Here is a 19,630-nt window from a genome sequence, read left to right as displayed (position 1 = left end):
TCTAAATACTTGCAATCTAGTCATTTCTAACGTACCTCTGCACCTAACTTTTCTACTAATGCCTTCTCAATTTTCTTCATTGCACCATTGACCTCTTCTTCTACCAAGGTTGCTTCAGAATTGGCAAATGTCAAGCTGTAAGCCATTGATTTCATTCCTGATTCAATATTATCCCCTTGATATACATCAAACAGATGAACATCTTTCAAGAAACGTCCGGCATGTTCCCAAATGCATTCAGCCAGTTCTCGGTTTGTTACAGTTTCCTTAACGAGTAACGCAATATCGCGATTGACTTCTGGGAATTTTGAAACAGCTTCAAAGACAAAGGCTTCTTTCTCACTGTTCAACAAGCCATGAAGGTTCAACTCAGCTACATATGCCTGTGGAATATCATATTCTTTAGCAGTCAACGGATGAATTTGACCAACAAAACCAACGATAACATCATTCAATTTGATATATGCTGTTCTACCAGGATGCATATCCTTCATGTCCTGTGTTGCTTCATAAGTAACTGTTTGTTGGTACCCTGTTGTTACAAATAGGTTATCTAGAATTCCTTTGATTGTATAGAAATCTACTGGTTCAGCTTTTGTCTGCCAATCTTTTTCCAGTCGATCACCAGTGAGCACTAGTGCTAGATGATTTTCTTCATAGGGTAAATCCTTCAATGGATCGTTTTCCTGATAGAAAACATGACCCACTTCATACAACGCTACATTACTGTTTTTACGTGCTACATTATAGTTTACATCATCGAGTAAGCCTGAAATCAAGTTCATTCTCAAAACAGAACGCTCTTCACTCATTGGCCAGTTCAGCTTCGTTGCTTTGCTTTCCTTCATGGAAAACTGTCTTGCTTTTTCCTCAGTCGTCAACGCATAGCTGATTGCTTCACTGATACCATATCCCTCTAGCATTCCTTTCAGATTACGAACAAAACGTTGCGTATCAGTCAGACTCCCAGCAACAGTTTCACCTTTTGGTAAAGTAGAAGGCAGCTTATCATAGCCGTAAATCCGAGCAATCTCCTCAATCAAATCAGCTTCGATTGTGATGTCCCATCTTCTTGATGGGACAGATACTGTGAATAAACCAGCCGTAACAGTGAAATCAAACCCTAAAGCAGTAAAAATCTCAGCTACTTCTTCTTCCGCCAGCTCTGTTCCCAGATACTTATTCGCACGATCAACAGAAACACTGACTTCAACAGGTGTCACAACCAGTTCACTGCCTGTACTCTTTCCAGAAACTACTGTTCCTCCTGAAAGCTCTGCGATCATTGCCGCTGCCGCTTCTCCCGCATCACTAACTGTACCTTTATTGATGCCTTTTTCAAAACGACTGGAAGACTCGCTTCTCAGGTTGAATTGTTTTGATGTTTTACGGATAGATAAACTATTGAATAAAGCAGATTCTAACGCTACAGTAGTCGTTTCTTCAGTAATCTCTGAATCAGCTCCACCCATTACACCAGCCAAGGCAACAGGTATTTCTCCATTTGTGATCACAATATTTTCAGGTGACAACTTCCGTGTTTCACCATCAAGAGTGACCATTTCTTCATTGTCCTTACCACGTCGAACCAAAATATTTTTGCTGCCCAACTTATCATAATCAAATGCATGCAATGGTTGTCCGAACAATAATAGAATATAGTTCGTTACATCTACAACATTATTGATTGGACGAATTCCTTCATTCATCAAGCGTGTTTGCAGCCACAAAGGACTTTCCTGAATTTTTACATTTTTGATAATTCTGATTTGATATGCTGGTGCATCTGCTTTATCCTGCACGTCCACTGAAATATAGTCTTCAGCATTCTCTGATTCATCGGCTTGTAGATCAACTGCTTTAAAATTAGGCGTTTGACGGTAAATCGCTCCTGCTTCATAAGCCACGCCTCTCATGCTCAATGCATCTGCGCGATTTGGTGTGATAGACAGCTCAATGATTGAATCATCCATATCAAGATAAGAGAAAACATCGTCGCCATTCACTGCCTCCTGAGGCATATAGAAGATACCTTCTGCATATGCTTTAGGAATGACATTATCAGAATATCCAAGTTCTTGAAGTGAGCAAATCATTCCATTGGACACTTCGCCCCTCATTTTCCCTTTTTTGATTTTTTGATTGCCAGTAATACGGGAACCTGGAAGAGCAACAATCACTTTGATTCCTGCTTTTACATTCGGTGCACCGCAAACGATTTGTGATAACTCCTCTTCCCCAATATCCACCTGACAGATTGACAGGTGATCAGAATCCGGATGAGGGATACATTCTTTTACCTCACCAACAACGATTTTTTTCAAGCCTTCTTCCGGTACTTCGATTCCTTCGACTTCGATCCCGGTTACAGACATTGTGTCCGCCAACTCTTTGGGCGTTACTTTTGATAGGTCTAAATATTCACTTAGCCATTTATATGAAACTAACATTAGTTATAACTCCTTTGCTATTTATTGTAGAAACGAGCCAGATAACTGTCTCTTTTCTCTATTTTGGAGGTCCGATGTCCTCTACTTCTAGGTTCTTGTTTAGGCAAGAGTAGAGGCGCTCCTTTGCTTTTTATTGTAGAAACGAGCCAGATAACTGTCTCTTTTCTCTATTTTGGAGGTCCGATGTCCTCTACTTCTAGGTTCTTGTTTAGGCAAGAGTAGAGGCGCTCCTTTGCTTTTTATTGTGGAAACGAGCCAGATAACTGTCTCTTTTCTTTATTTTTGGGGTCCGATGTCCTCTTCTACTTCTAAGAAATACTCAAATGATGCTCTTATACTTCTTTGAACTGGTTCAAAAAGCGTAAATCATTTTGGTAGAAGTTTCGGATATCGTTAACACCATAGCGCAGCATTGCGACACGGTCTGGACCTAATCCGAAAGCGAATCCTGTGTATTCTTCCGGATCGATTCCCGACATTTTCAGTACATCCGGATGGACCATACCAGCACCTAGAATTTCTATCCAACCAGTATGTTTACAAACGTTACAGCCTGCACCTCCACATTTGAAACAGCTGACGTCCACTTCCACAGAAGGCTCTGTGAATGGGAAGTAGCTCGGGCGAAGACGAATATTTCGGTCTTCTCCAAACATTTTCTTCATAACAACTTCCAAGGTACCCTTCAAATCGCCCATAGTGATATTTTTATCAATGACTAAGCCTTCGATTTGATGGAACTGATGACTATGCGTTGCATCATCAGTATCTCTACGGAAAACCTTCCCTGGGGAAATCATCCGCAACGCACCTTTAGAAAAGTCATGCTTCTCCATCGTTCTTGCTTGAACCGGAGAGGTATGCGTACGAATCAGGATCTCATCAGAAATATAGAAGGTATCCTGCATATCTCTTGCTGGGTGATCCTTCGGCAAGTTCATCCGCTCAAAGTTATAATGATCAGATTCCACTTCATAGCCTTCAACGATCTGATAGCCCATTCCGACAAAAATATCTTCGATTTCTTCCATGACCTGAGAAAGCACATGTCTTGTTCCTCGAGTCATTTGTTGTCCGGGTAGTGTTACATCAATTGTTTCCTGTGCCAACGATGCATTCATCGCTGCAGCTTCCAATACCTCTTTACGTGTTTCGATCGCCTCGCTCAGTTCATCTCTGATTTCATTGGCAAAGCTTCCAACAACTGGGCGTTCTTCAGGAGATAAATCCTTCATTCCTCTAAGAACCTCAGTGATTGGACCTTTTTTCCCAAGTGTTTCTACACGAATTTGATTCAAAGCTTTTAGATCATTCGACTGATTGATCTTCAAAAGTGTTTCTTCTTTTAACGCTTCAAGCTGTGTCTGTAATGACATAACATTCTTCCTTTCTTTTCTATATAAATCCTGCAAAAGATTCTATGTAGGGGAATATTCATCCTTCCTTCTAAGCTGGCAGCCAACACTTCAAGCATCTGCAAAGCATCAAGCATATCAGCATGCGTAAAGGAGTAGGAACATTCTTTTACATGATTTATATATTTTCACTGCGGTTTCAAACCAACAGTCTTTTAGTTGTTTTTGAAATTATTGATCCGCTTGACTTGGCAATAGATCGTCTAAGATGTTCCTAAAAAAACAAAAAGAACCCGTTCCTGAAAAGGAACGAGCTCTCGTGGTACCATCCTCATTCACAGCAAAAAACACTGTGCACTCTATCTTTTAACGACATCCGCCGGTCAAGTCAATCAAGACTAAACAAACTCCGGAAGTGAAATGTTCATTTTTCGATATCGTGACCTGTTTTCAGTCTATGACAGGTTTTCCCTTTTACGAATCAGCCAAATTACTTGCTTCCATCATTGTTCTTTATTTTTTCAATTGACTCTAGTTTACAAGAACTTCTGAATTTGGTCAACTGCATTCTTCCTCAGTTACCCATTTTTCTGCCCAAACCTGCAGCTGATTCATCGCCAACTGCAAATCCTGTCCTTTATCCGTCAGAAAATACTCCAATCTAGCTGAGTCCTCACATCGTGCGGCTCTGGCAACAATCTGCTCCCTTTCCAATTCACGCAACCGCTCAACAAGTAAACGATCACTCAACATTGGAATCTTGTTCTTCAGTTCGCCAAAACGCTGAGGGCCATCTTCCAGCAACACATCAATAATCAAACCATTCCATTTTTTACCTAGAATACTGAATGCTTTTTCAAACTTGGGACACAAAGAAAAGTTGGTTGTTTTTACTTGTTCCATTTTTCCTCACCTCATGAAATGAGTATAGCACAGAACTTACTATTTGTAAGTTCATCTGCTTTTCCATTTCCATCATTTCTTAATATTTACTATTTCCCCAGTAACCATGTCAACCATCACTTCTGCACGCAGTAAGACCATATAGACATGAGTGACTGGTTTAGTAACTGTTAACTCTAATGCCTCCTGATACAGCTTTAATTGGCCGCGATAGCGCTTAGTGATTTTCTCAAGCTCTGCCGGATCATTTATATTTTTTACGAAATCTGTTTTGTAGTCAAAAAGAATGCATTCTTCCTCCAACTCGATATAACCGTCAATGATTCCATGAATCAGCAGATCGTCATCCGTTGCAGCAGGATAGTCTTTAATGATTTCTTCTGCATTCAACAACATGGAGAAGGGCTGTTCTCTTCTCACTCGATCAGAATACTTCAGCAGCAGCTGACCTAAATCTGATTGGAAAAAGTCTAGGATCTTATCTAAATCAATTCTCTGACCTGTTTTTTCCGAAATCAATTTCTGGGAAATAAGCTCTGTCAGAAGTGTCTTCAAACTTTCCATAGTTGGTTTCTTTGACAAATCGATCAACTGCAGAAGATAATGGGTTGCTGTTCCGATTTCAACAGAAGCTGGCTGCTGGATTTCTTGAAGGAATGCAGGTTTGCCCAGCTCTTGAGTAGCCATACGATGCACAATCCCCCGTGTATTTCGCACCTGACTTTCCCCCATCTCCAGCTTGCCGATCGAACGGTCATCAGGGTCTTCAAAAATTCGCTTGATCTCTGAAACTGACTGATAGTTCGTGGTCTGAGCTGCAATATGATAAGGGTAGTCATAATTCAATCGTTTTAACCCTCTAGTCAATACTTGTTGGTCATTTTTTTCAGGTGTCTGTATCATCTCAACCTTCTGATTTTCTGTTTGCTGAAGCATAGAGAATCCGTTAGCCATCGCTTGGTCATCTACAAAAGAAATCGAAAATCTTCCCGGATGTTTTTGGATATCTGACACGGAGGCAGTCTGATAAAAGTCATTGAAGGCTTCTGCATCACGATGACGAATCAGTGTCATTCCTATCCAGTTCATTAGACTGCTTTTCCCTTGCAAACGGCTTTCCTGCGGAAGAACAACTGAAGCAGCATCCTTTGCCTTGCCCCATTCCTTCCATGCTGCCTCACGATCATTATAGGAACCGACTAAGAATAGCTTTTGCTCCGCTCGGGTCAAGCCGACATACAGCTTCCGCATCTCTTCTGACAGCAGCTTGTTCATTTTTATCTGCTTCAGTGCAAGAAATGGCAATGTATCAAATAACACACGAGATTCCTCATCCAGAAAACGAATACCGGCACCCAATCGATCATCAAAAATGCAGCGTTCCTTCAAATCAGACAGATTGAACTCCTTTGTCATATCCAAAAGAAAGACAACAGGAAATTCCAGCCCTTTACTGGCATGGATCGTCATGACCCTGACTGCATTCTCATCTTCAAGGATGACAGGTTCTGCTAAGTCTTTATCTTTTTCCTGCATCTTTTCAATAAAACGGATAAACTGGAATAACCCTCTAAAACTGGTTTTCTCATAGTTGGCAGCTCGATCGACTAGCGCATATAAGTTTGCCTGTCTTTGTTGTCCGGCAGGCATCCCTCCTACATAATCCAGATAAGCAGTTTCCTGATAAATAGCCCAAATCAGTTCTGATAGACTAACTCTTCTTGCCAGTTCTCGCCAAGTATCCAGTCGTTTTGCAAATGCCTGCGTTTTTTCTATAAGTTTTTGATCTTCTGAAGTCAATTCCTTTTGCTGATTAAACACCAGAAAGGCTTCATAGTACATTCCTTCCTTTTTAGCCAATCGAACCTTGACCAAGTCGGTTTCCTTAAGTCCTACAATTGGCGAGCGCAATACAGAGGCCAGTGGAATATCCTGATAGGGATTGTCAATTAGCTGAAGAAGAGAGATCATCGTTCGAATTTCGGTCGCCTGAAAATAGTTTTGTGCATCATTGACTTGCAAAGGAATATTGCAACGCTTGAAAATTTCTAAAATCGTCAAATTATTCTTTTTTGTTGGTGACAGAAGAACAATATCCTGATAACGGACGGGACGATTTTCCTTTAGTTTTTTATCATAAATAAGAAACCCCTGGTCAATCAACTCGCGTATTTTCAGCGCAGTCATGTGTATTTCACCTTCGGTTTTATCTTCGATCTGAAGCTCTGTCTCTAGTTCAAGGATATCTGTTGATTCAGCTGTCTTTTTCTTCTCATAAATCATTATTTCAGTTGTATAGTCAGCACCTTCTAAGAACTGCTGGAAGCCATTGACTAATTGCGCATCCTTATCATAAGGAATCTGTCCAACTTGTTCGTCCATCAGCTGTTCAAAAACTAAGTTTGTAAAATCTAAAACAGCCCCTCGTGAACGGAAATTTTCTGCTAAAACAATTCGTTTTCCATCCTCTTGACGTCCATAACGAGTATATTTTTCGATAAAAAGGCTTGGATCAGCAAGACGGAAAGAATAGATCGATTGCTTGACATCCCCTACCATAAAGAGGTTGCCGGCCCCTTTGTCCGGACGACGCAGCCAGAAAAGAATACTTTCCTGAAGACGGTTGATATCCTGATATTCATCCACCAATACTTCATCAAATTTTCCGCGATAATAACTGGAAGCCTCTGTCGGCAGCCATTGTTCGTTCTCTCTATTAGTAAGGATACGTAAAGTAAAATGCTCCAAGTCATTGAAATCAACTACTCCTTTACGCAGCTTCTCTTTTCCATAGTCTGCCATGAATTGACCGCCGACCGTTGCCATGTTTTGAACAAGAACAGCCGCTTTACCCATGACTTCCTTCATTTTTTCAGGAGTTAAGGTAAAGAGTGAAGCGGTGATTTCTTTAAGTGTTTTCTTATTTTGTTCACGCAATCCCTTGATTTGTTCCACATCGTCCTTTAGTTCCGGTACTCTAACTGTCGGAAAACGATCAAAGGTCAATGTTTCCGTCATCTTATAAGCTTCTTCAAGTGCATTATCCCCAAGATACGTCATGAATTGCGTTGTCCATTCTAGTTCCTTTTGAGCTAGTAGAGCAATCTTTTCCATTTTTTCCTGATCTGCAGATAAATCCAGCATCTTCTCATATCTTAAAATGGCCATTTGCAGACTTTCTATCGCAGGAGGCTTAAGCGTTTCCTGATACAACGAGGATTCGCCAATATCTCCATCGATTTGGTATGCCTCCGGCAGCTTGTTTAGCCACGCTTCAGGGTCAGGATTGGCTTTCGCAAAATCATAAAGGGAGAAGACCAAATTTGTTAATCCGTCATCTGAGCGGTCATTCGAGAAATTACTAGTCAGTTGATAAAAAGATTCTTCTTCCTTTTCATATAGCGACTCTCGCAAATCATCCCAGACATCTTCTTTAAGCAAAAGCATCTCTGTTTCATCTGTCAGCAAGCGAAAGACCGGGTCCATGTCAATCAAGTAATAGAAACGACGAATCACCGAAAGACAAAAGGAGTGAAGCGTACTGATATTTGCGGTCGGCAGCAAGGACAGTTGTCGAATAAAATGCTGCTTTTGATGTGGATCTGTTTCCTGTCCTAGTGCTTTTTGCAGTTCTGCTTGAATTCGCTCTTTCATCTCTCTTGCTGCCGCTTCTGTATACGTAACGACTAGCAAACGATCGATATCCGTACCACCTTTGATTTTTTCAATCACTCGTCGAACCAGAACGGTTGTTTTCCCTGAGCCCGCAGAAGCAGATACTAGAATATTTTGACCTTCGTCAAAAATCGCCTGCCATTGATTATCTGTAAACAGCTCATGTGGTGGTCGTAATGGGATATTTTTACTCATCAGTTGACTCCTCCTTTCCCTCTTCATGTCTCATACGGTTGAAGATTTCCTCTTTACCCATCGTCTCAATTCTGTGGTAATCGTTCTCCTTCAACATCACATCAAAGGTACAAACACTGCGGAATGGACAATATTTACAAGCAATCCGTTCTTTCCCTTGATACGCGGGGTCAAGCAAAACTTCTCCGCTGATCATTTTATTGCCGGCTTCTGTAAACTTATTGCGGTTATGGGCTCTCAATGTATCAAACTCTTCGATCGTTACAAATTTATCTTCTTGTCTTCGTCCCGGTTTGATGATTTCCTTAGCCGATTCTTCAATCGGAAAGACCAAGGAGCTCTGCTTCGGCTCCAACGACCGATCCAAATGATCCAAAATCTTCGGATCATTCAACAACAGACCATCATATTGAAATTTCTTCAACAATTGTTTTTCCTGCTGTTCTTCTCCGTCATACCCCAAAATAGGATTATGAACATGCAGATAGAGAGAGCCTGCCGCTTTTGCCTGTTGTCCTACCAAATCAACAGCATCCATCAAAGCAACATCGAGATAGGTCAACATCTGCATAGCTAGTCCATAATAGGCCTCTGTCAAATTGAACTTACGATGACTGGATTTATAATCGATCACACCTAAATAGGTTTCGCCATCGATCGACAACTGATCCACACGGTCGATTTTCCCTCGCACACTGATCTGACCATTATTTTGTAATGGCAATTCAAGACCTCGAATACCTTTTTTCCCAGCGATTTGCCCAAACAACACTTCTGTCTGGACTATTGATAGTCCACTACGTTCGCTTTGCTTTTTCAACGCCCAACTGACTTTTTTGATTGTTTGGCGCAGTTGATAGCGAATGAAGCTCATACGGTGAGAGGAATGTAGAATCCCAAATCGTTGGTCTCCTAACACGTTAACTAAGACTTCCTCAGCAACTTCACTCAGTTGTTCTTCAGTCAATTCAGAAAGCTGCTGATTATTCTTGATCAAAACTTTAAATAGCTGATCCAAGGCTTCATGGAAGAACTCTCCTGTGGCAGCTGATGAAAGACTAAAAACATCCCGCTCTCTTAAGCGAAGACCAAATCTGGAAAAGTACTGATACTGGCATCGATAAAAGCTCTCAACTCGAGATACAGAAGTATAGATATGCTTTCCATAAAGCTCTTCCGCTAGCTCTGGACCTAATGCCTCTGGTATATTTTTATGCTCAAGACTTTCAAAAATTTGCACTGCTAAGGAGGCAAGCGGCTGATTGCTCAATGAACGCTCCAGCATCAGCCAAAAACCAGACATGCCATGCTTGGTTTCCTCTTTTTGACGTTTTAAGTTTGTCAAATCACCAATCAAGGTTCGATAAGTACCAACATGCTGCAGGCTGCTTTGCTCATCATCAAGAATCGTTAAACTGTTTTTATAGATGAATGGCAACTTCAAGTTCTTTTGGATGATCGTCAAATAAGACGATGCTTTAACATCATGAGAGGTATCTGACATTCTTGGATACGTCAGATACAATTTTTCCGTGGCTGACAGCAGCATAATGTATGCTGTATAAGGCTCCTGCGCCATCCGTTGACCAACACCTTGCATAAAGAATTTCCCATCAGCCAAGCCTTCATTCATACGACTTCTTTCTTCATCAGAAAGCAAGGTTTTATTCTCAACCTTTTGAGGAAACACCTGATCCGTCAAGCCAATCGCAAATGTGATTTTGCCTTGTCCCGGATGAAGTGTATCGATATTACGAATCTGAACCTGATCGATTGCTGTCGGGATTTTGCTGTAACGCAGCCCTTCCAAGCCGCTGGCAAATATCTCCTGAAAGCTCTCGAATTCAAACATTTCTTCTTTATAAATCATCACGTATTCATCCAATAAGGACATCAATGCATCCCAAGTCTGTTCATGATTTCGTGCTTCTTCTAGTTCACCGGCAGCAATTGCTTGATTCCGCCACATCCTCATTTGTTCTTCCACACCGCTATCAATCAAAAATTGATAGAAAACAGCTGCTGCCTGCTCGCCGTTTTCAGCCGCCTTAAGGGCTGAAAACAGCTCTGGCAGAATATCTCGTATGGCATGCCTGATTTCATTTGATTCCTTTTCAAGAGAAGCTGTTTCTTCCTTCTTCTCCTCTTCGAAATTATACTGAATGAAAGACCAGTCTTTCTCCTTAGTCCAATAACTGCCCTCATAACCATAAGCTAAAATAATATTCTCCGTGATATCTATTTTTCTTCGCCAATCATCTCGCTCGATTCGCCACTGACTTTCCTCAGTGTAGATCGCCCCAGGAAAAAATAACTCTGTCCTCAAAAAGCGCAGAACATCTCGGTATCGAAAATGATAATTAAAAATTGCAAATAGTGATTGAATCAATTCCACCAACGGATGCTGTTCCATCGACATTTCCTGATCAATGTAGATTGGGATATCATGGAGTTGGAAAATCGGCTTTAAAATCGGCTGATACTTGTCAAATTCTCTCGTTGCTATTTGGATATCTTTATATCGATAGCCCTCTTCCACAATTAAACGACGAATTTCTTTCGCTGCCGCATTCAACTCTTCCTTTGGTGTTTCTGCACACCAAAGCTGAACATCTTCAGCTTCTTTCATTGACATACTGCCGCTGTCAAAACTCTTACGTGTCTGCAGCCAAAAATCGCTTAAATAGCTGATTTCATCTGAATGAATCAACGGATAGTTTTTCTCTACATGGTCATTCAGCACAGGTACTTGGGACTGTCTAGCCAGCTGATACAGCTGAAAATAGATTGTCCCTGTCTCATAAAACAACTCAACAGTCTCCGGCTTTTTATCCGGATATGAGCGATCCAGTGTCAGTGCCACCTTTACCTCTGCTCCCTGCTCCATCAAAGCTTGAAGCAGCTGCAGTTCGTTTGCATTAAAATGATTATAACCGCTGAGGACAAATAGTACATTTCCTAAGTTTTTTGTCTTCAAATAACTGCTTAGAACAGTCAGATACTCCGTTTCATTGATACCGTGTTTTTGAAGTTCTTGTTCAAAAGCCGCAAAAAGCCACTGAATATCCGCCAGCTTTTGCGTAATATCTTGGTCATCCAACGTCTGATCATCTGCGGTCATAGAAGCAAGATCTGTCAGCTCAACATTGCCTTCTTTCATTTCCTGATACAATGCGTATAGTTGCTGAATAAATCCCGATTTATTGACTTCTCCTCGAAATACAGTCAACTTCTCCTCGTTCTCACTTAAGATTTTTCGAAAAATCATTGCCGCCCCTACCTCTGAGAGCAGTTCCTGCTGGTAGTATTGTGTATGCTGCAGATAATACCAAGCCAAGCGTTGAAAACTAAATACTTGCAAACGCATCGTTGCCATCATTGTGTTTGAAGGAGCAATGCGTTCTTTGATTTCCTTTAAAAAAAGAACCTCTTTTTCAAACTTGATATAGTTGGGAACCAGATAAAATACTTCGTTGTTCGGATCAGCGTCCAACCATTCCTCGGCCTTATCAACCAATGTTTTTTCAAGATCCTTATCCCCTGTTCCTCGAATAAATTGTAAAGACATGTCCCCACATCCTTTCCGGTATTTTTCGTATATCGATACACAATTGAGAGATTGTTCCTCTCCCTTCTATGCTGTAAAATCATTTTTGAGCAAACTCCAGTAGCCAAAAACAAAAGATTTCAATGCATCCTTCTACCTCTTCGTTAAAAGGATATCAATCATGTCCACAGATTTTTCAGATCATCTCAATCATCCTTTTCAATCTCTGACTTCATTTGTTCACTATAGATAATTATAATAGCCAACGAGGATTTCCACCACCAAAACATATAAACTATGGAGTAGAACGCTTCGCCTTTTCAGCAAAATAAAAAGCCGGGATAGTGACAATCCCAGCCATGATTTTTTTATTTCCTTATAGTCGAGATCAGATTGTACCAAAACGATCCAACGGCCATAAAACAAACTTGACATCACCCAAAATTTTATCTTCGCTAACGAATCCAATCATTCGCCCATCCTTAGAATTTCTACGATTGTCTCCTAAAACAAAGTACTCACCTTCCGGGACAGTTTTAGCACCTATATCCTCCAATGAAAAATCATAGGTCAATGGTCCGCCATCCGTCAGTTCAGATTTGAACTCATCTAAATAAGGCTCGTCCATTTCTTTTCCGTCCACATACAATACATCATTTTTATACTCAACCGTTTCTCCCGGTAAGCCAATCACTCGCTTGATATAATTCTTGTTGGGTTCATCCGGAGCAGGAAACGTCACGATATCGAAACGCTCAATTTTTGTATTCTTAAACGCGATCACTCGCTCGCCGTCAGCTAGCGTAGGGTCCATAGAATGTCCTTTTACAACAACTGGTGTGAAGACAAACTGTCTAAGCAAAAACAGGACTGCTGCCAATCCGATAAAAAATAGTATAGTTTTTAACATCTCTTTTGATTTCAATAGTATTCCTCCAAAAAAACTTGCTTAGTACAGTTTACCACAACCAATTTATCTATCCAAACATAATTGACCATATTTACAAATAATTAACTATGGAAATGAGGAATAGAAATTTCTATTTTTTGACAGGAATATCTACTATCAAGAAGTGGCCCATTTCTAGAGTCTCCCATTATCAGTAACGCAAAATACTGATATGAAGAGAAAAGCAAATGATTTTCGACTTTTTTCAGTCGTTTTTTCAGTAATATGGTTAAGACTTTGAAAATTTCCTGTAAAAGGGATGACGTCAAAAGAAACATTTGATACACTATAGAAAGATTAACTACCTAGGGAGGTCATCATGTTTATATCATTTGGCCAGTATATCGGGCTGATTATCCTAACAATCATTATGATTGCTTTGATTATTTACCTGACCTTAACTGGAGATAAAAACCAGAAGCAAGCCAAACTTCAAAAGAAAGTCGAGCAGCAAGTAGCTCAAACTACTGTCGCAGCTCCCCAAGATCAAAGCTATGTTTATCTGAATAATACAGATTCAGCCAACCATACAGAGGAAAGCACTAATTATTCCTCCAATCAAGATGCTTATTATACCGATCAATCAACAACTGATTACCAAAATAATTATGGTGAACAGAACAGCAACTACGATTATGATCAGTATTATCAAGAAAATCAACAGTACTCGGATGCAAATCTGTATAATGAGACACAACAACAGAATGATTATTATTCACAAGCTGATTCAACATACCAGAACAACTCAGAGGATCAGTATTCTCAAACTGATCAATACGGTGGGAATGATGCTCAGTATGTACAGCCGCCGTATCAAGAGCAGACGCACGATTATTATGCACCACATGAGGGTTCTTATCATACGCCTTCTACAGATTCCTATGATCAGCCTGACTACCATCCAGAACAGCATGATCAGAACGAAGATGACCAAACAAACAGATAACTGAAGAAATCCCCTCAAGCTAATTTGGCTTGAAGGGATTTTTTATTTGTCAGTCTCACTATTTTGAATTAGTTCTTCTTCAAAATCACAAGCTGCCACAGCCTGCCATCCAACCTCACGGAAGCAGTGAAGCAATTGACAGATCACTGCCTTATACTCCTTGCTTTTTTTCTCATTGAGAATATCTATATCTAAAAAATAAGGAAAAAACAGAAAATCGGTTGTCTGTTCTCTCTCTTTATGCTCATCGAGTATCCGATTATCACGAATATCCAGAGTAAAAAAATCTGTTTCTGTTGAAAAATGACGGTTAAATTGTATACCAAGTAGGTCAACAATTTTTTCGGCTATTCCTTCTTTGGATAACTCAGTTTGAATAAATAATTTGCAATAATAATTCATTGATATTACCAAGCTCCCTTCACAATAAAACAAGTGCTTCAATAATCAAACTCAGGTACTATAAAGAAAGCTATTTTCTGCTCTTCCAGTATCCTCTTTATTTGTTGAGCCTCTATAGCATTGCCCTCAAAAATCAGGAACTCTTTATCCGTCACAGCTCTTCCAATATCAAGGTAGCTTTTTGGGGAAATTTTTGCAGTTGTTCGAATCTGTTCACTTGTCAATATACGATTCTTTTCTAAGTATACATGATATAGAGTGTTATCCTGCTCAATGGGAGAAAAGTAACTTGTTACTGCACTCCAGCTGCAACTCGTACATGAAACTACGAATGTTCTTCCCCCTTCTATTTCCGTCATTAATTCATTCCCACAGTCAGGACAACCAGGTTCCAGCTTCATTTTCTTCTACTCCTCTAACAGCAATCTATTGCAGCAAACGAATTAACAGCATCCGCCACCCTCTAGTTAGATGAAATCCATTCAGTAAACTTTTGAATCACGTTATCAAGAAGTGGTCCATTTTTAATAGTACGAAGCCACTTTTCCGGGATTTCCTCAAATGTATAATACAGACCTGCGAGGCTACCTGTGATTGCGCCAATCGTATCTGTATCTTCCCCCAGATTCACAGCCTTCAACACAGCCGTATCATAAGATGAAGTTGTACCTAGACACCAGATTGCCGCTTCCAAGCTGTCAACAACATATCCGCTGGAATGAATCTGTTCTTCGGAAAGTATAAAGAAATCATCTTGAAAAATACGAGAAAAATTCAATAGCTCGTTCATATAAATATGCTCATGGTCAAAGTGAGCTGAAAACTCTTGTTGAATAAGCTGTAATGAGTCTTTCAAGTTATGCCCACAGCTCATATTCCGCATCAATTCAACATATAGAAGTGACGCAACGATTGAGCGAGGATGCGCATGGGTGATTTCAGAATACATCGTCACAACAGCCGCTCGTTTCTCAAAATCTTGTTCCTTCTGCAATGTAAAAACAAGAGGAGATATCCTCATCAAAGCGCCATTTCCATTTTCACGTTCTCCTGCTCCACCACATTTATCAGCAGGGATTCCTTGTTTAAATCTTTCAATAGCTTCAATCGTAGTCACACCTATATCAAACATTTCTCCAAAGGGTGTCATGTAGCCGTTATCTCGATAATTGACAAATTTTTCCATTAACGATGTTATATTTCCTGATTCTGCCATATTCTCTGCCAAACACAGAGTTAAAGAGGTGTCATCTGACCAGGTTCCCGGCGGTTGATTGTATGTGCCATAGCCCGTCATTTCACTTACTGTATAAGTCCCTCTTTTTTTGAACTCAACCGGAACACCTAGACAGTCACCAACAATAAAACCAAATAGCACAGAATCAATTTGATTTTTTCGATTCACAGCTGACTTCTTGTTGCGTTTCATAGACATACTTTTGCTATTTTCCATTACTGTCTCCTCTTCTTATCCATTTTCCTATCTTCATTTGCACTCCACTCTTCAATACATTACTGAAAGAACAATAAAATCAACCGATAAAAATACGTATTTCCTTGTCCTTGAAGACTTTCTTCACAGCATGAATAACATTGACCACTCGCTCCAACAGTGAAGTTAACCGTGCCTGATCTGAAACATTGATCAAAAACCAGTTTTTTATTTTTTCAAGTTCCTCTATGATTACAGATTCTCTTTCCCAACCTATAACGATTCCTGATTGAAAAAATGGAACCCATTCCAACTCCAACTGCTTTGCTGCTGTTTGCCAGTATTTCTCAAAGGTGTGCTCAGCAGCAATCGGAACATACAAGTATTCCTCTTTTTCATTTATTGGATTGTCGATCATCAATGCTACAGACATAGTTATTTGCTCCTATCTTCTTTCCAAAAAAAAGATTTTCACTATCATTTTACCAAAAAAAGAAGCAGACAAACCACCTTTATCGGTCGTTTTAGTCAACTTCTTTTGATGCTTTATCAATTCTATTTCACGATTTTTATGAAAGAGCAACTCGTTTCGCCTTTACTTCTAAACCTTCGGGCAAATTTTCTCTCCATAATTTCTTCTGATTATAACCGCCTATACCAATACCATGGAGAAATGTCGGGTCTATGAAAATGAACTGACCGGATTTCAACTGCATCTCAAGTGCAAGACAATGCACTTCCTTCTCTGATTCCTTCACGTCATAAAATGTAAGACTGGTGATTTCATTCGTCAGCAAATCCGGGTTATCTAGAATCAATTCACCGGCTCTGGAAGTTGCTCTGAACATATCCTCATCGATCTCGAAATCGTATCTGACTGAATCAACAAGGCTCAGCTTAAGTCTTGAATATTGCTCAACAGAGCGACATTCAATGATTCCTGTCGCAAACTCAAGATAAAGAAATCGCAAGTCCGGATAAAACTCCAGCAGGCCAGCTTCAGTATCCATGACCCAAACCAGATAAATCTCTTTGATTCTGCTGCCATCCAATAACTGCTTGATCTGTTCTATCATCCCACCTGCTCCTCTTCTTGACTGTCCTTGTAAAAACAAACACCCATATCCATGTCTGATGATACACGAGAATTTCTTAGCCCACAGCGAACAAAATCTGTTTAGCAATATGCTCATCTTCTGCATGAAAATATGATACATCGAATGCTTGATTGAATATTTGGCTTATTGCTGCATCAAGCTCCGACTCATTTATATCCGGCTGTTTCTCTAATACATCAATAATTTTTTTGATTTCAAAGCTATACTCATCATCCGGAGCAAGCGGAAGCAGATTCATCGGATCCCAGCCATTGATTATTTCCTCTATTTCTTTATACATAGACGTTCTCCTTTGGTTTTGTATTGCCTGACAAGCCTTTCTAGATATTCATATACCTCTTTAGTTGATCATTTTCCATCGGTTGATAAATAGTAAGAAGAATACTTTTCATCCAATAGTTCATTGTCTTCTCGTTGTCTCCCTAAATACAGGAACTGCATAATTGAGTTAAAAGCAATAATCTCATCCTCTTCCCCTATCAACACTCCTTTTTCTCTATATAAATCAACAGCATTTTCAAAACTTGTATAACGTGGGCCCATTTTTTCTATTTGCTTACTGACTTCTATAACTCTTGTCTTGCATAGATCGTACATGTTAGGCCTCTCTGCAAGAAAAACAGTTGCTACTTCAAATCCTAGTTTACCTATAATATTTTCTTCTGCTTTCTTACTAACAGAACTCATTTCTATTAAAGTTAACTTTCTTTCTTCAATCCATTCGATTGCTTCAGACTTTCCTTTTGCCTTTAATATCGCCAAAGTAAGCTTGTCAATCACTTGCAAATTCATAGGATCTTTCTCATATAAGTAGTTCAACACAATATATCTTATACTTGGCGGAAGGATAGAAAAAGAAGACATAACCATAGCATTGCGCCCAAATGCATATTTCTCAAAATATTCAATTAACAAATACGAATATAGATTGAATAAATTGTTGATAACAATTTCAAGCGTTTCATCTGAAAACTCTTCAACTTTTTGAGTATGAGTGCCATCATTTCCCTCATTTTTTATCACCATTAAAGATTCGAGTAAAAGCTCATTATTATTACTTTTTTCTTTTAGTTTTGTTACTATGTCATGATTTCCCAGTGTAACAAACTCTTCATTTGAGTAATTCAAAATTCTTCTAACTACTATTTCTGCAAGCTTTCTGATTTCAGATATTTTCCCTCTATTTGATAATTTTTCTACATAAAAACTGTCATTTACAACATCTTCCATCATCAACTTAAATACTTCATTGCTAAACTCTCCCATGATTATCCCTCCTGTTATGTTTAATTACTGACAAACTGACTCAATACACTTTGATTTTTCCATTTCTCATGATTTCATACCACTAAACAGCAGAAACGACCAGCTATGTCGTTTCTGCTGCACTCCTTTTTTTACAGGGCGCTTCTTTTCACATTCTCGGAAAGAGTAGGTTGTTTGTTTGCTGTTGGCGCCCTTACAAGACACGTTTTTCCTATTAGCCAGATAGACGTGATTGGTTTGCTGTTAGTGTCTTTATAAGTAATACAGGAATCGAACCTATGTTGACTGAAGCCAGCTTCAGCTGTTTGACCATCAAACGAATTACTTGATGAATCTTATTATAGAGAAAGCCAGCTATTTCTTCTTTTAAAAAAAGTTGCGCAAAGTAAAAAGGCTGAAAATATTCTAATTGGAAAATAGACATGCTGAATAAGTTTGATTAGTACATGAGTCACATAAGCAGAGGCTGAGTCTGTCTATTTATCGTTAGGCAGTTTTTCTAACCTCAAACAAAAATACAGTATATTTCTTCAAGTTCCTTGATATGGCTATATTTATAACAAATCAGCATTTATAGTCTATTTCAAAAAGAAGCCGAGACAGAAGTGTTTAGCTGCAAGTACCAGGTAGGTACTTTTCAGCATCTGCTCTGCTTACTTTGTAAGCAATCTCAATGATTCAAAACAATAAGCCGGAATGCACAAAAATTGTTTCACAAATTTTTGTTCAATTCCGGCTTATTGCCGTAGGAGCTGCTTCTGACTCGTCATTTATTCGGATTCAAGGTGTGAAAAAAAGTGGGTACAGATTATTATCCCACTCACTTCATAGTATTTATTGGCTAAAATTCTACACTAACAGCAGAATTATTTATAGCCTCCAACAAGTTGCTATACTGGTTATAATTTTCCTGATCGTTGCAAATAAAAATGACTTCATCCAGTCCATTGTTTAGAGAAGCAAACGTAGTAACTGTTTCTACTGCAATCTCCGTGGCCAATTGAATAGGGAAACGATACCTTCCCGTACTAATACAAGGAAACGCAATTGACTGCAGCCCATTTTTCACAGCCAAGACTAAACTATTCTGATAACAGTCACGTAAAAGGGCTTCCTCATTTTTTGTACCGCCGTTCCAAACAGGTCCAACAGTATGGATAACATGTTTTGCAGAAAGCTTATATCCCTTTGTTATCTTTGCTTCTCCTGTACGGCAGCCATTAAGCATTCGACATTCCTCCACCAATTGTCTGCCTGCTGCTCGATGAATCGCTCCATCGACACCACCGCCTCCTAATAACGAACTATTAGCCGCATTAACAATGGCATCTGTCTGTAATTTAGTGATGTCCCCTAACTTCAGCTTAATTTTCATAACTATCATTTCACGCT

15 protein-coding genes are annotated in these 19,630 nt (G+C 39.5%); 1 reads left to right on the top strand and 14 read right to left on the bottom strand.

Going from position 1 to position 19,630, the window contains the following annotated elements:
• Positions 1–26: 26 nt before the first annotated feature.
• The 6 genes from pheT to lepB all read right to left on the bottom strand — a co-directional run bounded on the left by pheT (position 27) and on the right by lepB (position 13,056).
• Complete coding sequence (gene pheT / locus I6N96_RS19270; protein ID WP_209559193.1) at positions 27–2,450, bottom strand: phenylalanine--tRNA ligase subunit beta; 2,424 nt, start codon at positions 2,448–2,450, stop codon at positions 27–29.
• 332 nt (positions 2,451–2,782) lie between these two features.
• Positions 2,783–3,826 carry a phenylalanine--tRNA ligase subunit alpha gene (pheS, locus tag I6N96_RS19265; protein ID WP_209559192.1) on the bottom strand — a complete coding sequence of 348 codons (1,044 nt, stop codon included), beginning with the start codon at positions 3,824–3,826 and terminating at the stop codon, positions 2,783–2,785.
• 537 nt (positions 3,827–4,363) lie between these two features.
• Positions 4,364–4,708 (bottom strand): winged helix-turn-helix transcriptional regulator, encoded by a 345-nt coding sequence (locus I6N96_RS19260; RefSeq protein ID WP_209559191.1) that lies wholly within the window; start codon positions 4,706–4,708, stop codon positions 4,364–4,366.
• Between the two features lie 72 nt (positions 4,709–4,780).
• On the bottom strand, positions 4,781–8,578 hold the full coding sequence (gene addA / locus I6N96_RS19255; RefSeq protein WP_209559190.1) for a helicase-exonuclease AddAB subunit AddA: 3,798 nt from the start codon (positions 8,576–8,578) through the stop codon (positions 4,781–4,783).
• Positions 8,571–12,146: a PD-(D/E)XK nuclease family protein gene (locus I6N96_RS19250; protein WP_209559189.1), complete on the bottom strand. Its 3,576-nt coding sequence runs from the start codon at positions 12,144–12,146 to the stop codon at positions 8,571–8,573. Before I6N96_RS19250 ends, addA begins: the two co-directional genes overlap by 8 nt.
• A gap of 367 nt (positions 12,147–12,513) precedes the next feature.
• Positions 12,514–13,056, bottom strand: coding sequence for a signal peptidase I (gene lepB / locus I6N96_RS19245; protein WP_347339099.1), 543 nt, complete (start codon positions 13,054–13,056; stop codon positions 12,514–12,516).
• A 337-nt stretch (positions 13,057–13,393) separates the two neighbouring features.
• Here lepB and I6N96_RS19240 point away from each other — a divergent pair, with 337 nt between their 5' ends.
• The gene (locus I6N96_RS19240) at positions 13,394–14,020 is read left to right on the top strand and encodes a flagellar basal body-associated FliL family protein (RefSeq protein WP_209559247.1); all 627 of its coding nucleotides are present in this window, start codon (positions 13,394–13,396) and stop codon (positions 14,018–14,020) included.
• A 42-nt stretch (positions 14,021–14,062) separates the two neighbouring features.
• Here the strand turns inward: I6N96_RS19240 and I6N96_RS19235 are convergent, their stop codons facing one another.
• The 8 genes from I6N96_RS19235 to I6N96_RS19200 form a co-directional block, all read right to left on the bottom strand.
• A complete protein-coding gene (locus I6N96_RS19235) occupies positions 14,063–14,422 on the bottom strand; it encodes a hypothetical protein (protein ID WP_209559188.1) in 360 nt (119 codons plus the stop codon).
• A gap of 38 nt (positions 14,423–14,460) precedes the next feature.
• The gene (locus I6N96_RS19230; RefSeq protein ID WP_209559187.1) at positions 14,461–14,823 is read right to left on the bottom strand and encodes a hypothetical protein; all 363 of its coding nucleotides are present in this window, start codon (positions 14,821–14,823) and stop codon (positions 14,461–14,463) included.
• A 62-nt stretch (positions 14,824–14,885) separates the two neighbouring features.
• The gene (locus I6N96_RS19225) at positions 14,886–15,875 is read right to left on the bottom strand and encodes an ADP-ribosylglycohydrolase family protein (protein WP_209559186.1); all 990 of its coding nucleotides are present in this window, start codon (positions 15,873–15,875) and stop codon (positions 14,886–14,888) included.
• A 79-nt stretch (positions 15,876–15,954) separates the two neighbouring features.
• Positions 15,955–16,287: a hypothetical protein gene (locus I6N96_RS19220; RefSeq protein WP_209559185.1), complete on the bottom strand. Its 333-nt coding sequence runs from the start codon at positions 16,285–16,287 to the stop codon at positions 15,955–15,957.
• Positions 16,288–16,423: 136 nt separating this feature from the next.
• Positions 16,424–16,930, bottom strand: coding sequence for a hypothetical protein (locus I6N96_RS19215; protein ID WP_209559184.1), 507 nt, complete (start codon positions 16,928–16,930; stop codon positions 16,424–16,426).
• A gap of 76 nt (positions 16,931–17,006) precedes the next feature.
• Positions 17,007–17,252 (bottom strand): DUF1871 family protein, encoded by a 246-nt coding sequence (locus I6N96_RS19210; RefSeq protein ID WP_209559183.1) that lies wholly within the window; start codon positions 17,250–17,252, stop codon positions 17,007–17,009.
• 68 nt (positions 17,253–17,320) lie between these two features.
• A complete protein-coding gene (locus tag I6N96_RS19205) occupies positions 17,321–18,238 on the bottom strand; it encodes a hypothetical protein (protein ID WP_209559182.1) in 918 nt (305 codons plus the stop codon).
• A gap of 841 nt (positions 18,239–19,079) precedes the next feature.
• Positions 19,080–19,622, bottom strand: a complete 543-nt coding sequence (locus I6N96_RS19200; RefSeq protein WP_209559181.1) for an O-acetyl-ADP-ribose deacetylase — start codon at positions 19,620–19,622, stop codon at positions 19,080–19,082.
• Positions 19,623–19,630: the final 8 nt, after the last annotated feature.

The sequence above is a fragment of the Enterococcus larvae genome, assembly GCF_017830045.1.
Classification (GTDB): domain Bacteria; phylum Bacillota; class Bacilli; order Lactobacillales; family Enterococcaceae; genus Enterococcus_L; species Enterococcus_L larvae.
Note: the sequence above shows the minus strand (reverse complement) of the source record. Positions and strands in the feature narration are given on the sequence as shown.